Here is a 13,587-nt window from a genome sequence, read left to right as displayed (position 1 = left end):
ATACAGGTTCAACATCCGGAGAGCTTTAAAATTAACTCGTTCTTTCTTTCAACTAAAATTGGTCTAGCAACTCCACACTTCTCTTTTTGGCACGTACCCCTTCTATTTCAGTCCCTATACATGAAGGGCACCCATCTTTGCATGGGCATTTTCTTATAAGATTCTTCGCTGCCTCTTTCACCTGGTCAAAACGCTTATAAACATCTTCAGCTAGCCCTATTCCACCTGGATAATGATCGTACATAAATATAGTGGGTAGCTGGGTATGTGCTGCTTTTATTTGGGCAACGACATGGATATCATTCCTATCGCACATAACAAGAATGGGAACTACGTGTCCCAAAACATTAGCAACCCCTTGTAGGAGCTGCTCCAGTGTTTTTTCGCCAAGTGTGGAATCAACTTCTTTTATTTCCAACCAAGTTGCGCTAGTATGCAGTTCTTCCTCTGGTAAGTAAATGGGACCTGACCCTATGTTTTCAAATGTCGTTAGTTTTATCTTTTTAAAGATGCTTGGTAAGATATTGATGGTAACATCGCCATAATTGATGGACGATTCCCTCGTATTGACCGTTTTATCTATTTCCAGTACTTTTAGCTGTACGGCTAAGTTTGCATCTGTGTAATATTCCACGTCCACTTCCCGCACATATGCCTTTTTATGTTCCCAATCTAGTTTTTCAACTTGATATTGGACTCCTTCATGTAAATAAATTGCCTCATCATGTAGGAGTGTCATAGCGCTAAACCTATCCATTTCCCCGATTATTTTTACATTTGCCGTTTCTGATTGATCGACTATAACGACATTTTCTTGGGACGCAGACCGTAAACTGATATTTCCAGCCGGGAAAGATTGATTGGCCCAGTAGAATGTATCACCATTTTGGTGAATAACCCTTTCTTCCACTAGATACTCCAAAATTTCTTTCACATCCAAGGGACCAAATTCTTCATTTTCCTTAAAAGGGAGTTCGTAAGCGGCACACTTTAAATGGTCAACCAGAATAATTAAGTTTTCCGGATTAATCCGGGCCGACTCAGGAGAACGGTCAAAAAAGTATTCTGGATTTTGTACAATGTACTGATCTATGGGGGTAGAACTTGCCACCATCAGTATCAAAGCTTCCCCATGCCTTCTCCCTGCTCTCCCAGCCTGTTGCCATGTACTCGCCACACTTCCCGGGTATCCTGTCATGACACATACCTGTAACTGCCCTATATCCACTCCCAATTCTAAAGCGTTCGTACTGACAACACCTAGAATATCGCCTTCCCTTAAGCCCCGCTCTATTTCCCTTCTTTGTTTTGGGAGATATCCTCCGCGATAGCCCCTAATGGATTTCGACCCGATTTGACCTTTCACGAGGTCCTGCAAATGACTTAATATGATTTCCACTCTAACTCGGCTACGAGCAAAAACGATGGTCTGGATTTTATTCTTCAAGAATTCCTTTGCTAGGTTGTTAACCTCTACAGTTGCACTTTTCCTGATGTTCAAGGGCTTATTAACAATTGGCGGATTATAAAAAACGAAGTGTTTTCTACCGCTAGGCGCTCCGTTATCATCTATTAAGCGCATGGGATTACCAGTTAGCTGCTCCGCCAATTCCTTCGGGTTGGCGATTGTAGCGGATGTACATATAAAGATCGGATTACTTCCATAAAATTTACAGATTCGTTTCAACCTTCTAATGACATTGGCAACATGGCTTCCAAACACGCCCCTATATGTATGGAGTTCATCAATGACGACATACTTGAGATTTTCAAAGAGACTCACCCACTTTGTATGATGCGGTAAAATGGCCGAATGCAACATATCCGGGTTTGTAATCACGATATGACCAGCCTTTCTCACCACCTGGCGAATGGCAGGCGAAGTATCCCCATCGTAGGTGTAGCTTTTGATGTCTATCCCCATTTCACTGATTATCTCGTTCAGTTCGCTTTTCTGATCTTGGGCTAGAGCTTTAGTCGGGAAAATATACAACGCACGGTTTTCCCCATTTTCTGCAATGGATTGTAACACTGGAAGGTTATAACATAGTGTTTTTCCCGAAGCCGTAGGGGTTACGGCTACAATATTTTCTCCTTTCCTCAATGTTTCATATGCTGTGTATTGATGGCTATACAGGTCACCAATCCCTCTTTTTTGCAAAGCATTTTTAATTCTATCGTCAACGCTGGAAGGCAACGGTCTCGTCTTCGCTTCCCGCGGTTCAATTTCATGCCAATTAATGATATTTTCATTTTCCCTTAATTCTTTTATTAATTCCGAAAGTGATTTCTTTCCAATCATACTAGTCACCTCTTTGTACATAATAGTTTACCGAATAAACGTTTGGTTGACCAGTTGGGATATACTGCCAAACAAAAAAAGACCTAAAACTGCTTAGGTCCATAGTTAGTGTAATTTTAGCTTTCACCAATTGATAAAATTTTCACCTTCTACTATTTGACTTCTTCAATGAAATGTTCAATTTCACTCGCAAGCCTTTCAGGGTCTTCAAGCATTCCCATATGGCCGCATCCTTCTAGGACTACCTCTTTTATATTCTTACCCTTTATGGAAAAGGTCTTTTCCGGGGCGATGACTTTATCCTTTTCACCTGCGACCAAAAGGACTGGTAGCTTGGTATCCTGTAAGACGTAATTTTTATCTTTTCTATTTCTCATAGCATGTAACGATCCAATTGCCGCTGTTTCCCTCGTTTGATATCCAATCCTCTTAACCTGCTCGATTTGAGGGTCATTGGAATCCGCAAATAACTTAGGGATGAGTCCATCAATGAAAGGCGGCATACCATCAGCCTCAATTTTTTCAACTGCCTTCATGCGCCCTTCCTTCCCTCCCTCATCATCCGGAAAAGCAGTAGAATGAATAAGTGAGAATCCGTTCAATTTTTCCGGGAACTTCTCAGCAAAGGCCAAAGTTATATAGCCTCCTAGAGAATGCCCGAATAAATATACCTGCTCGATATCCTGGTCTTCTAAAAAGAGTGCAATATCCTCAGCCATATCTTCAATAGAAAAAGATGTTACATTCGATTCGCTTGCTCCATGGCCACGCAGGTCGACCGCAATGACTCTATACTTTTTCTGCAAGTTTGGAATTAGCTTCTGCCAATATTCATGGCTCCCGCAAAATCCATGAATAAACAATAGTGTATCTTTTCCTTCGCCTCGATCTATGTATGATAAATTACTGCTTCCAGTCATCTTCAATCCCCCATCCCCAAGATTATGTTTAATATTGTTATTCCCCGTGGGTCTATATCTAAACCACTTATGTCCATTCACACATCTTTAGCCTCTACATAGCCTATAGGCAAAGGAGTTTTTTAGATAGGAGGACCGTGATGACCCCTTTTGAAAAGAATGATCAACCCCAAGAAAGAAAAGAACCTTTTACCCACTTCATTAACAAAATGGATCGTTTGTTCTCTGAAAGGCCCGCCAGAGGCATGCTACAGTCCCTGGACGGATTCTTTGGCTCAGCTAAAGAACAAACTTTCCCCATCTACCTTGATGAAACAAATTCGGAATATATCCTTACCGCAAGCTTGCCCGGTATTCCCAGGAGCCAAATTTCCATCGATTTATTGCCACAATCCGTGACCATCTCCACGAAGTCCAAAGTAGGGGAAAAGTTTCGCCAACCCCCAGGCTTCATTCAAAATTCGCAATCATCTAGTCAGTTAACAAAAACCATTTCCTTTTTAAAACCAATCGATGAACAAAATGTAAGGGCTAGGCATCGCGATGGCATCCTAACGCTTAATCTGCCTAAAGTGAAAGGGAATCGAATTGAGATCAACGGTTGAATTAGGGGCAAACTTAAGTAGACGTAAAAAGTGGCTGGGTCACTTTTACGTCTACTTTTTTATTTTACCCATCTAAACTTTGAAGAACCCCCCTACTCCCTTGACCATCGAAGAAACTTGAGAGACCGTATTCATCATTTGTCCAGCCGTATTCATCATTTTTGTAATATCCATCGATCCGTCCTGTGTTTTAAATTGGTTCATGACAGACTTAATTCCCGAAGGCTGCTGCTTTTGCATGAATTGTTGTTTTGGATATGGGTTATAAACTTGTTGTTGCATTTGCGGAGGTCGTTTCGTCGGCTGTAGCGGGTTATCAAAAGGGTTGATGCCTTGAGTTTGTTTTGGCATGTATTGATTGACAGGCATTTGTTGATTGGGGTACATAGGTTGAATAGGTGGCATTGGTGACATGGGTGGCATTGTCTGATTCGGTGGCATCGGCTGCATTACACTACTGCCCGGGGCCGCCCCTGTATTCATGGCCTGTTGTGGCACCGGTTGGTAGGATGGAAAGGCAGGTTGCTGGTATGGGTCTTGATAGGGTGGCACCAAGCCTCCATTATACTGGGGAGAGTAATGGTGCATATTCGGGTCCTGAATGGGTGACTGCTGAGGGTACGGCATTGGTTGCTGATATCCCCCCCAGTATTCAGGCATGGATTGCGGGTACTGCTCTTGATTAGGGAAGACAGGATTATAATCCGATCTCATCATGTTCTATGCGTCTCCTCTTTTTTCCTGACATGGTTCCATTATTATATGAAAAAAGAGGATTTTAGTGTTTGGAAGATCATGATAGTAATCTGTCCACTTCTGATTTCACATTGTGAAGGATATACTCAATGGATTGAACATGGCTTTTAAACCGTTTATAGCTGGTCTTCGGAAAGAATGCCTGAACCGCGACATCCGAAAGGTTATTGGCCGTTTGTTCGATTTGTTCAGGAAATAGATGTTTGAATGGCGTTTCTTTCATCCACTCTTTTATTCCATGCTCCCATTCCGCACAATTTGCTTGGACTTGATCGGCAAACGGCTTGACCTCCGTAAAGAAGTCTTTTTCTATTCCTTCCTTTCGAACACTTTCATAAATTTCATTCGCTTGACTTACGTAATGTATTAATTGTTCGGTTAATTTTTGAAGTTTCTCTTTTTGCACGATGAATTCCTCCGTAGCATGTTTCCAACAGTATAATCGAATTGACGAAAAAATGAAATTCTAGCGACTCATACTTATACACTTTATACTTCCGCTAAAATTTTGGGTACCACCATTGATTTTATTGATTTAACGGGATAAGGTCGGCTTATTTCTTCTGTCTCAACCAAGAAATCCCCGGCTTTCTCCATCGCTTCCTGTGCGTCATCCACTAAATTGTGCTGCTCCGCCCATAGCTTACAACGAGCCGTATTCATGGTCTCACCATAAGCACTTTCCAATTGATCCAGACTGGTACTAATTTCAGCTATCATACTTAAAATTTCTTCTGTTGCTACACTTTTATTGATCATGCTGACCCCTCCCATTCTATACCTGTTACTATTCTTTTTTTAAATAAAAAGCCCTTCTAGGTTGACAAAACTAGAAGGGAATCGGCAAAGAAAGTGTAATTTTCTTAATTTATAGGGGCCTTCGACAATATGGAGCGAATGAAGCTGGCCATTTTAAACAAGAATACAAGTAGGAGGTGATTTATTTGCAGTCGAATGAAAGCAGACAGCAAAAAAACGAAAAACGACAAAAGCCGCCGGCAGAAAAGGCAGGAAAAGGTAATCCAAAACTTAGTGGTGAAAACAAACCCTCTACCTAAACGAATAGGGGTATGACCACACATCAGGGAAGGCGGAAACATCGCCTTCCCTACTTCTTTTTCAAGACCAGCTTTTTGAGCAAGATGACCGTATGCAATTGTTTTTGTTTTCGATCGAACCAATCGGTCAAAAGAGGATTTTCTTTCCACTGCGGTTCGAAAAACCATTCTTTTTTTAATCTTTTCTTTATACACCATTTCTCCGGGAGAATGGGATGATGATCGATGATTGGATAAACCATACGCAGCATCGGCGTTTCATGTAGCCTAGGTATCTTTCTGTACTGTTCATAATCAAACCTCGATCCGGTCGGCTCCGTTCGACTGGCGAATTCCAAAAATAATGGAAAAAGCTCTTTCCTAAAAAGAAGATCAGCCAATCTTTTCCCCAATTCGATTCTTTCATCTAGATTCCGAAAATGAGAAACGGATGCGCCATATAACACCCCTTTACATGTGGGAAATAATACGGTGCTAAAATGCATACAATCCTGTAGAAAAAATAAGATGGAATGAAATACGAGAGATCGCTTTTTTATGATGGGTTCAATGATATTCTGTTCATTTATAATAAGGGCGGTGATTAATCTTTCCTGATTTCCATCCTCCCAAAAAGAGTACCACTCATTTATGATGAAATCAGTAATAAAAAAATATGGACATAAGTGAAACAAAGGGCGCTTAAATTTCGTCGAATAATGATAGATGAGTAACTGCGGATAGGCATCCTCAAAAATCCGCCAATTCGCTTCTTCGTAAGCAAGGAATAACTGCCGTTTATATTTAGAACCTAATAATTGCGAATACCAGACCCCTTTAAGATCACACATATTCCAACCTGCATTACGGGAAACCATCCCTGCTAGAAAGGACCATTTTATTTCAGGATGAAGCAGGAAGAATTTTTCATAAGCTTGGGTTCTGGATATATTATCTTTGTTCCATTTAGCAGTTAGACCTTTTATAATAGATAACAATTGCTTTTCCATGCTTGTAATCTGATACATAAGAACCACCACTTCCAGGAATTATGACATTTTTCAATTGTTAAATCCTATCGTTCTAAGAAACAATTCTTTTTATTCACATTTTGGATTCTTTTTTTGCTAATATAGATAGGTGAAAAAAAAGGAGGGGTAAAAGTGGCATTCAATTATCCCAACGGACGGAAGTTCGTACCGCAGCCCATGAAAGAAAGGAAAAGTCCACTAAAGAAGTTCAGTTACAGTAATCGTGGAAAAACATTAGAGGATGATTTGAATGAAACCAATCAGTATTATTTAGCGCACGGGATTGCTGTCATACATAAAAAGCCGACACCCGTACAAATTGTGGATGTCCACTATCCTAAAAGAAGTGCTGCCGTTATTAAAGAAGCTTACTTCAAGCAAGCATCGACCACGGATTACAATGGGGTCTATAAAGGTAGATATATTGATTTTGAGGCCAAGGAAACAAAAAATAGGAACTCTTTCCCTCTCAAGAATTTTCACGAACACCAAGTTGAACATATGAAGCAAATCGTTCAGCATGATGGAATTGCATTTGTTATTATCCGCTTTTCTGCGACGGATAGTATATACTTAATGAGCTCCGAACAACTGGTGTTGTATTGGAATCGGATGAAAGACGGTGGACGCAAATCCATTACCCTTGAAGAGGTCAAGACCAGTTCAAAGAAGATTGCGCTTGGCTTTCAACCGAGAATTGACTATATTAAAGTAGTAGATTTACTTATCGCAGAAAATTTTTAGTTTTTTTCTAGAAAGGCAGGTTAGCTGTAATGGCTGAAAAATATAATACAAGAGAAGAACGTAGAAAGCAGGGTCAGGCACAGAAGAAGGCACCAAAAAAAGGGCCGAAAAAACCCACGAACATGCTTAAGCGAGTTTTTCTCATTCTCGTTACAATCGGAATTATTTGTTTAGTTGCTGGAGGAGCTACATTAGCTTACTTTATCAGTGATGCTCCAAAGCTCGACGAAAGCCTTTTAAAAGACCCCGTTACCTCGAAGATCCTTGATGAAGAAGGTAAATTACTTGGAGAGGTCGGCACTGAGAATCGTGACTTTGTCAATTATGAAGATATACCTGAACTAGTCGAAGACGCATTCCTGGCAACAGAAGATTCCCGTTTTTATTCCCACCATGGGGTTGACTTCCTTCGTCTAGGCAGCGCAGTCCTCGCCAATGTCAAAAATGGCTTTGGTTCAGAAGGTGCTAGTACTTTAACCCAACAGGTTATCAAACGCTCTTATTTAACACCTGATAAAACGATTAAAAGGAAAGTCCAAGAAATGTGGCTGGCCATACAGCTAGAAAGAAAATATACAAAACAAGAAATACTGGAAATGTATGTGAACAAAATTTTCTTTGCCAATCGTGCAAACGGGATTCTGACGGCTTCGCAAACATATTACGGGAAAGACTTGGATAAATTGGACCTTAACGAAGTGGCCATGCTTGTCGGGTTACCGCAAAGCCCAAGTCGCTATGATCCATATAAATATCCAGAACGGGCAAAAGAACGTCGCGATATTGTACTTCATCTCATGAATAAACATGGATACATTAGCGAACAGGAAATGAAAAAGGCACAAAACGTTAAAATAACAGCCGGACTTCAAGAGGTCGATAAAAACCAAATCGATACGACTGCTTATGATGCCTTCATAGATTTGGTAATAGAAGAAGTCGGAAATATGGGTGACTATAATGTGTTTACAGATGGTCTGGAAATCCAAACGACCATTGATAAAGACGCCCAAGAATACGTTTATAAAATGTTGAATAGTAATGATATCGTTAGTTATCCAAGTGAAGATCTACAAGCCGGTGTTACTTTGCTTGATACGCAAACAGGCGAAATTAAAGCCGTTGGTGGTGGCAGGAACACGAACGTCAAACGCGGGTGGAACTATGCAACAGATGCTAAGCGTTCACCAGGGTCGACAATCAAACCTATCTTAGATTATGGTCCAGCTGTCGAATATTTAAACTGGTCAACCTATCAACCTATTAAAGATGAGGAGTATACCTACTTTGATGGAACTCCCCTCAAAAATGCATCAGGTACTCATTATGGAACGGTTCCTATTCGAGAAGCTCTCGCGAGATCATTGAACATACCGGCCTTGAAAGCTTTCCAAGAAGTCGGGAAGGAACGAGCACGTGATTTTGCAATTGACCTTGGCGTTCCTTTTGATAAAGATAAGGAAATCAACGAATCCGCTTCAATTGGCGGTGGCACAGATGTTTCCACTCTAGAACTTGCCGGAGCATATGGGGCATTCGGTAATGGTGGGATTTATAACGAACCACATACCGTGAAGAAAATTGTATTACGTGATAAAACAACCATCAAGAACAAAACAGAAACAAAACCTGTCATGAAAGATTCCACGGCTTTCATCGTGACGGATATGCTGAAAAGCGTCATGACAGAAAGTTACGGAACAGGTAGATTGGCCAACATACCTGGGCTTCCAGTCGCTGGTAAGACTGGATCCACTAACTTCACGCCCGAACAACGTGCAGCAAACAACATACCTGCTTCAGGGGTAAAGGACAGCTGGATGGCTGGTTACACGACTAACTATACCGTTGCCATATGGGCGGGTTATGATAATAGTGCAGGTAAAAAGATGGAATACCTAGGCGATTCTTCTCAAAGAATACCAAAATACATCTTTAAGAATTTGATGGAACACATGGCCCAATCAAAAACAACGAAAGACTTTGAACAGCCGAGCAGTGTTGCAAAAGTTGGTGTCATTAAAGGATCGAATCCTGTAGTGAAAGCCAACCAATACACTCCAAGTGATAAAATCAGTTATGAATACTATGTTAAAGGCCACGAGCCAACACAAGTTACCACAGAATATGAGAAAATAGATACACCTAGTGTCAGTGCGTCTTATAATCAGGAAAGCAATGAAATTCAGCTTTCATGGTCTCACAGTGATGGAGATCCACAATTTGAAGTCCAAATGTCTGTTGACGGCGGCTCAAAAAGTGTTCTGAAAAAATCGAAGGATACTAGTTTAACCATTCCAAACCCTACACCGGGAAGTAAATATACTTTTTCTGTCGTAGCCATCGTTGATAATCAACGAAGCGACCCTGCTGGTGCTACAGTACAGATTCCTAGTGCTATTGAAGAAGAGCCTGAGGAAGAGGAAGATATTGAAGAGCCAGCCGAGGATGAGGATCTGGAACAAGATACTCCTACTGAAGACGAGGGTAATGAAGACGAAGATAAAGATAAAAACCCAGACCAGGGCAACACGGATAACAACGGGAACAATGGAAACGGGAATGGTAATGGCAATGATGATGCCACCAAAGACGATGAGGATGTCGAAGATGAGGATCCAGGAAAAGTTGATGAGGATAAACCCGCGGATACTCCTGAGCCCGCTCCCGCTCCTGACCCAGAAAAAGACAAAAATAAAAACAAAGATAAAGAAAATGGCAATTAAAAAAAGGTCTAAGCTTAACCGCTTAGACCTTTTTTCGCTTTTCTTAGCTTGCTTCTTACAAAGAGCTTTTCCAATTCGATGAATAATTCGCTGAGCTGTCTGAATGAATGGTAAAACGCCGGTCTTTCCATGATGAAAGATAATCTTTCAACCAAGTTTATCGGTTTAACCGGACAGGCTTCCATCTGTTTCTTCCATGCACTTAGCTGCACAGGTTTTTCATTCATCCAATAGACTGCCGAAAGGAATAATCCAATTCCTTCTTTCATAGGCTCCAAAGCCAGTCCCGCTTTTCTATTTGAAAATAACAATTCGCAATCCTTTTTAATGAGCCTCCATTTTTCAAACAGTTCAGGTATATGCATTTCCCCACTCTTCCAAGGTGAATAAACTTCTTCCCCCCTGTAAAAAAGCAGCTCATATGAAAACACTTCAACTTCATTGGGATTTCTCCACTCTTGATAGTCTTCCTTTTTTAAAGCTTTTATTTCTTTAGGGAAGAAGAATGGATCGTCTAATTCGACCGGCACATTTATTGAATTTAAATCGTTCATTTGGCTTCTATCCTTTTTAGCCGCTTTTTCCCTTCACGACACAAATCAAGAAGCGGACAGGTTTCACATTTTGGAGACTGGGCTTTACAATGATAGCGACCAAAGAAAATGAGTCTATGATGTGTAACGGACCATTCATCCATTGGCACTTTGGTCATTAAGGTTTTTTCCACCTCAAGGACATTGTCTTTCCAACGGCATATACCCAGCCGCTTGGACACACGCTCTACATGGGTATCCACTGCTATCGCCGGCACGCCAAAAGCCACTGAGACGACCACATTGGCCGTTTTCCGACCGACACCCGGTAACTTGGTAAGCTCATCACGGTCCCTAGGAACTCTTCTATCATATTCGTCTATCAGCATTCTAGACAACTTTTGAATGTTCTTTGCTTTATTACGGTACAGACCGATTGAACGAATATCATTTTCCAATTCTTCAATCGGTACACTAAGATAATCTTCAGGCGTTTTATATTTTTGAAATAAATTTTGAGTAACTTTATTAACCAATACATCTGTACATTGAGCCGAAAGAGCAACAGCAATCACCAATTCAAATGGATTGGAGTGATTCAGCTCACAATGGGCATCAGGAAACATCTCGCCCATCGTATCCAGACAATAACGAATTTGAGCCTTATTCAGCATGTTTGTTCTCCTTTAATTCACATTACTGTTCGAGCCAATTATAAAAGGGTACATCTTTCAGTGGTTGTGTCGGTTCTATTTTACGGTCCCTTTTTTGATGGACTCTAAATTTTTGTCCTTGTTCCCTTGCTTGTTCCAAGGTTTTAATCCCATTCTTTTTCCAATCGAATAAAATTCGGTCTATATAACGGAAATTCAATTTCCCTGAAATGACAGCCTCCCTTAAAGCCGCCTTGATGATATCTGGTTGATGGTCATCCTCCATCCACATTGCCAGGGTTTCACATTCAAAAGGAGATAATGGACGCCCGAACTCCTGTTCAAATATTGTATACAGGCTCTCCCCTGCCTTCTGTACCTCGGCAGATTCAGCCTGTTTCAAAGACTTCAAGAAACAGTCCATCATTTTCTCATATAGTGGATCGAGCGAATACTTTTCCTGACCAATTTCCTGATTATTTTCAACGACCATCTGGACGAATCCTCTTTGAACCAAACGTTGTATTAAAAATAGGCATTCGGATTCCTGTAATGTCATTCGGTCGGAAAGTTGAGACGGTGCTGGAAATGGATTATCTCCATCGATAAAATTCTGCAATTGGAGTAGTAGAACCATCTCTTGCTCATTCAACCCCATTGTCTTATAGTGAGTCAACAAAAAGGATGGAATCGTTATCGTTCCTTCCTTAAACCAAGCATATAAATGTTCTTTATTCATGTTTTGGACACCTCTAAATTAGTATAACATGAAAAATGTGATACGAATAAGCTTATAATTTTAACAGAATTAATAGAAAAAAACGGTTATTCGCCCAGTATGGCTAAATAACCGTTTTTTTTACAAATCAAGGATATAAGCGATTTAAAAGACGTGGGAAAGGAATAGTTTCACGGACATGTTCAACACCGCTAATCCATGCCACTGTCCGTTCTAAGCCAAGGCCAAATCCAGAATGTGGGACAGATCCATATTTCCTTAATTCCATATACCATTTATAAGCATCTTCACTCAAACCATGTTCAGCAATGCGCTGTTCAAGAAGCTCCTGATCATGGATTCTTTCCGATCCACCGATAATCTCACCATAACCCTCTGGTGCGATCAAGTCGGCACATAAGACGACTTCTTCCCGGTTTGGATCTGGTTGCATATAGAACGGTTTAATTTTAGTAGGATAGTGTGTAATGAAGACCGGCTTATCATAGCTTTCAGCAATTGCCGTTTCATGTGGTGAGCCGAAATCGTCTCCCCATTGAATATCTTCAAACCCTTGTTCATGAAGGAACTTGATAGCTTCATCGTAAGTGATCCGCGGGAACGGAGCCTTGATTTGTTCAAGCTTTGTCGTGTCACGGCCAAGTATATTCAATTCTAGCTGACAATTCTTCAGAACAGACTGAATGACGGCTGTGACAAATTGTTCCTGGACTTCTAGGTTTTCTTTGAATTCCACGAAAGCCATTTCCGGTTCAATCATCCAGAATTCGATTAAATGCCTTCTTGTCTTAGATTTCTCTGCCCGGAAAGTCGGACCGAAAGAAAATACTTTTCCTAACGCCATGGCTGCAGCTTCCATATAAAGCTGACCGCTTTGTGATAGATAGGCATCCTCATCAAAATATTTTGTCGCAAACAACTCACTCGTTCCCTCTGGTGCGCTACCAGTTAAAATCGGCGGGTCCACTTTGACAAAACCTTCATCATTGAAGAATTCATATGTAGCACGAATGATTTCGTTACGGATTTTCATAACCGCATGTTGACGCTTCGAACGAAGCCATAGATGACGATTATCCATTAAGAATTCTGGTCCATGAGCTTTCGGAGTGATTGGGTAATCAACTGAATCATGAATGATTTCAATATTGTTCACCTGTAGCTCATAACCAAAAGGTGAACGCTCATCCTTCTGAATGACTCCCGTAACATACATGGAAGATTCTTGTGATACCGACTTTGCAGTAGAGAAAAGGTCTTCTCCTACATCAGCCTTCACGACTACCCCTTGGATGAAACCAGAGCCATCGCGGATTTGAAGGAAAGCAATTTTACCACTAGAACGCTTATTAGCAAGCCAGCCTCCAATTGTCACTTCTTGATCGACAAATTTGCTAGCATCTTTTATTGTAATTTTCACCGAATTTCCCTCCAAATATAACTTAACTACTAAGAAATTTACTCTATTTATTATACCTATAGGGCTCATTACAAGCAAATTATTCAGCTAATCTACTATAAATGTCTACTTTACTGCTCAT

The 13,587-nt window shown here is 40.8% G+C and carries 13 protein-coding genes; 3 read left to right on the top strand and 10 right to left on the bottom strand.

Features of this window, described 5'->3' with window-relative positions; genetic code table 11:
• Positions 1–52: 52 nt before the first annotated feature.
• Together ACQKL0_RS08285 and ACQKL0_RS08280 are read right to left on the bottom strand one after the other, a co-directional pair.
• The gene (locus ACQKL0_RS08285) at positions 53–2,299 is read right to left on the bottom strand and encodes a DEAD/DEAH box helicase (RefSeq protein WP_402869871.1); all 2,247 of its coding nucleotides are present in this window, start codon (positions 2,297–2,299) and stop codon (positions 53–55) included.
• A 155-nt stretch (positions 2,300–2,454) separates the two neighbouring features.
• Entirely contained in the window at positions 2,455–3,222 is a 768-nt protein-coding gene (locus ACQKL0_RS08280; RefSeq protein ID WP_402869098.1) for an alpha/beta fold hydrolase, read from the bottom strand.
• Between the two features lie 140 nt (positions 3,223–3,362).
• Between ACQKL0_RS08280 and ACQKL0_RS08275 the strand changes: the two genes are divergently transcribed.
• Positions 3,363–3,827, top strand: a complete 465-nt coding sequence (locus ACQKL0_RS08275; RefSeq protein ID WP_427686944.1) for an Hsp20/alpha crystallin family protein — start codon at positions 3,363–3,365, stop codon at positions 3,825–3,827.
• A 72-nt stretch (positions 3,828–3,899) separates the two neighbouring features.
• Here the strand turns inward: ACQKL0_RS08275 and ACQKL0_RS08270 are convergent, their stop codons facing one another.
• The 4 genes from ACQKL0_RS08270 to ACQKL0_RS08255 all read right to left on the bottom strand — a co-directional run bounded on the left by ACQKL0_RS08270 (position 3,900) and on the right by ACQKL0_RS08255 (position 6,648).
• A complete protein-coding gene (locus ACQKL0_RS08270) occupies positions 3,900–4,544 on the bottom strand; it encodes a YppG family protein (RefSeq protein ID WP_427686942.1) in 645 nt (214 codons plus the stop codon).
• Positions 4,545–4,620: 76 nt separating this feature from the next.
• Positions 4,621–4,989: a YppE family protein gene (locus tag ACQKL0_RS08265; RefSeq protein ID WP_402956741.1), complete on the bottom strand. Its 369-nt coding sequence runs from the start codon at positions 4,987–4,989 to the stop codon at positions 4,621–4,623.
• 83 nt (positions 4,990–5,072) lie between these two features.
• The gene (locus ACQKL0_RS08260; RefSeq protein ID WP_427686940.1) at positions 5,073–5,342 is read right to left on the bottom strand and encodes a hypothetical protein; all 270 of its coding nucleotides are present in this window, start codon (positions 5,340–5,342) and stop codon (positions 5,073–5,075) included.
• A 349-nt stretch (positions 5,343–5,691) separates the two neighbouring features.
• Positions 5,692–6,648, bottom strand: a complete 957-nt coding sequence (locus ACQKL0_RS08255) for a DUF2515 family protein (protein ID WP_427686938.1) — start codon at positions 6,646–6,648, stop codon at positions 5,692–5,694.
• A 135-nt stretch (positions 6,649–6,783) separates the two neighbouring features.
• On the opposite strand from ACQKL0_RS08255, the gene recU reads away from it, so the two are divergent.
• Positions 6,784–7,395 (top strand): Holliday junction resolvase RecU, encoded by a 612-nt coding sequence (gene recU / locus ACQKL0_RS08250; RefSeq protein WP_402869109.1) that lies wholly within the window; start codon positions 6,784–6,786, stop codon positions 7,393–7,395.
• Positions 7,396–7,424: 29 nt separating this feature from the next.
• Entirely contained in the window at positions 7,425–10,121 is a 2,697-nt protein-coding gene (locus ACQKL0_RS08245) for a PBP1A family penicillin-binding protein (RefSeq protein WP_427686936.1), read from the top strand.
• 14 nt (positions 10,122–10,135) lie between these two features.
• On the opposite strand, the gene ACQKL0_RS08240 is transcribed toward ACQKL0_RS08245, so the two are convergent.
• The 4 genes from ACQKL0_RS08240 to asnS form a co-directional block, all read right to left on the bottom strand.
• On the bottom strand, positions 10,136–10,675 hold the full coding sequence (locus tag ACQKL0_RS08240; RefSeq protein ID WP_427686934.1) for a YpoC family protein: 540 nt from the start codon (positions 10,673–10,675) through the stop codon (positions 10,136–10,138).
• Complete coding sequence (gene nth, locus ACQKL0_RS08235) at positions 10,672–11,328, bottom strand: endonuclease III (RefSeq protein ID WP_402869114.1); 657 nt, start codon at positions 11,326–11,328, stop codon at positions 10,672–10,674. The genes ACQKL0_RS08240 and nth overlap by 4 nt, the downstream gene beginning before the upstream one ends.
• 22 nt (positions 11,329–11,350) lie before the next feature.
• Positions 11,351–12,046 carry a DnaD domain-containing protein gene (locus tag ACQKL0_RS08230; RefSeq protein ID WP_427686932.1) on the bottom strand — a complete coding sequence of 232 codons (696 nt, stop codon included), beginning with the start codon at positions 12,044–12,046 and terminating at the stop codon, positions 11,351–11,353.
• Positions 12,047–12,173: 127 nt separating this feature from the next.
• A complete protein-coding gene (gene asnS, locus ACQKL0_RS08225) occupies positions 12,174–13,466 on the bottom strand; it encodes an asparagine--tRNA ligase (protein WP_427686930.1) in 1,293 nt (430 codons plus the stop codon).
• Between the last annotated feature and the right edge of the window lie 121 nt (positions 13,467–13,587).

The organism is Peribacillus sp. NPDC097264 (assembly GCF_050277925.1).
Classification (GTDB): Bacteria; Bacillota; Bacilli; order Bacillales; family DSM-1321; genus Peribacillus.
The sequence above is the reverse complement of the archived record's forward strand: the minus strand, read 5'-3'. Positions and strand labels throughout refer to the sequence as shown.

What these genes read in the sequence shown, in the direction of transcription:
- ACQKL0_RS08280 (WP_402869098.1), bottom strand. Translation starts at nt 3,222, where the DNA reads ATGACTGGAAGCAGTAATTTATCATACATAGATCGAGGCGAAGGAAAA.
- ACQKL0_RS08275 (WP_427686944.1), top strand. Translation starts at nt 3,363, where the DNA reads ATGACCCCTTTTGAAAAGAATGATCAACCCCAAGAAAGAAAAGAACCT.
- ACQKL0_RS08270 (WP_427686942.1), bottom strand. Translation starts at nt 4,544, where the DNA reads ATGATGAGATCGGATTATAATCCTGTCTTCCCTAATCAAGAGCAGTAC.
- ACQKL0_RS08260 (WP_427686940.1), bottom strand. Translation starts at nt 5,342, where the DNA reads ATGATCAATAAAAGTGTAGCAACAGAAGAAATTTTAAGTATGATAGCT.
- ACQKL0_RS08255 (WP_427686938.1), bottom strand. Translation starts at nt 6,648, where the DNA reads ATGTATCAGATTACAAGCATGGAAAAGCAATTGTTATCTATTATAAAA.
- ACQKL0_RS08245 (WP_427686936.1), top strand. Translation starts at nt 7,425, where the DNA reads ATGGCTGAAAAATATAATACAAGAGAAGAACGTAGAAAGCAGGGTCAG.
- ACQKL0_RS08240 (WP_427686934.1), bottom strand. Translation starts at nt 10,675, where the DNA reads ATGAACGATTTAAATTCAATAAATGTGCCGGTCGAATTAGACGATCCA.
- nth (WP_402869114.1), bottom strand. Translation starts at nt 11,328, where the DNA reads ATGCTGAATAAGGCTCAAATTCGTTATTGTCTGGATACGATGGGCGAG.
- ACQKL0_RS08230 (WP_427686932.1), bottom strand. Translation starts at nt 12,046, where the DNA reads ATGAATAAAGAACATTTATATGCTTGGTTTAAGGAAGGAACGATAACG.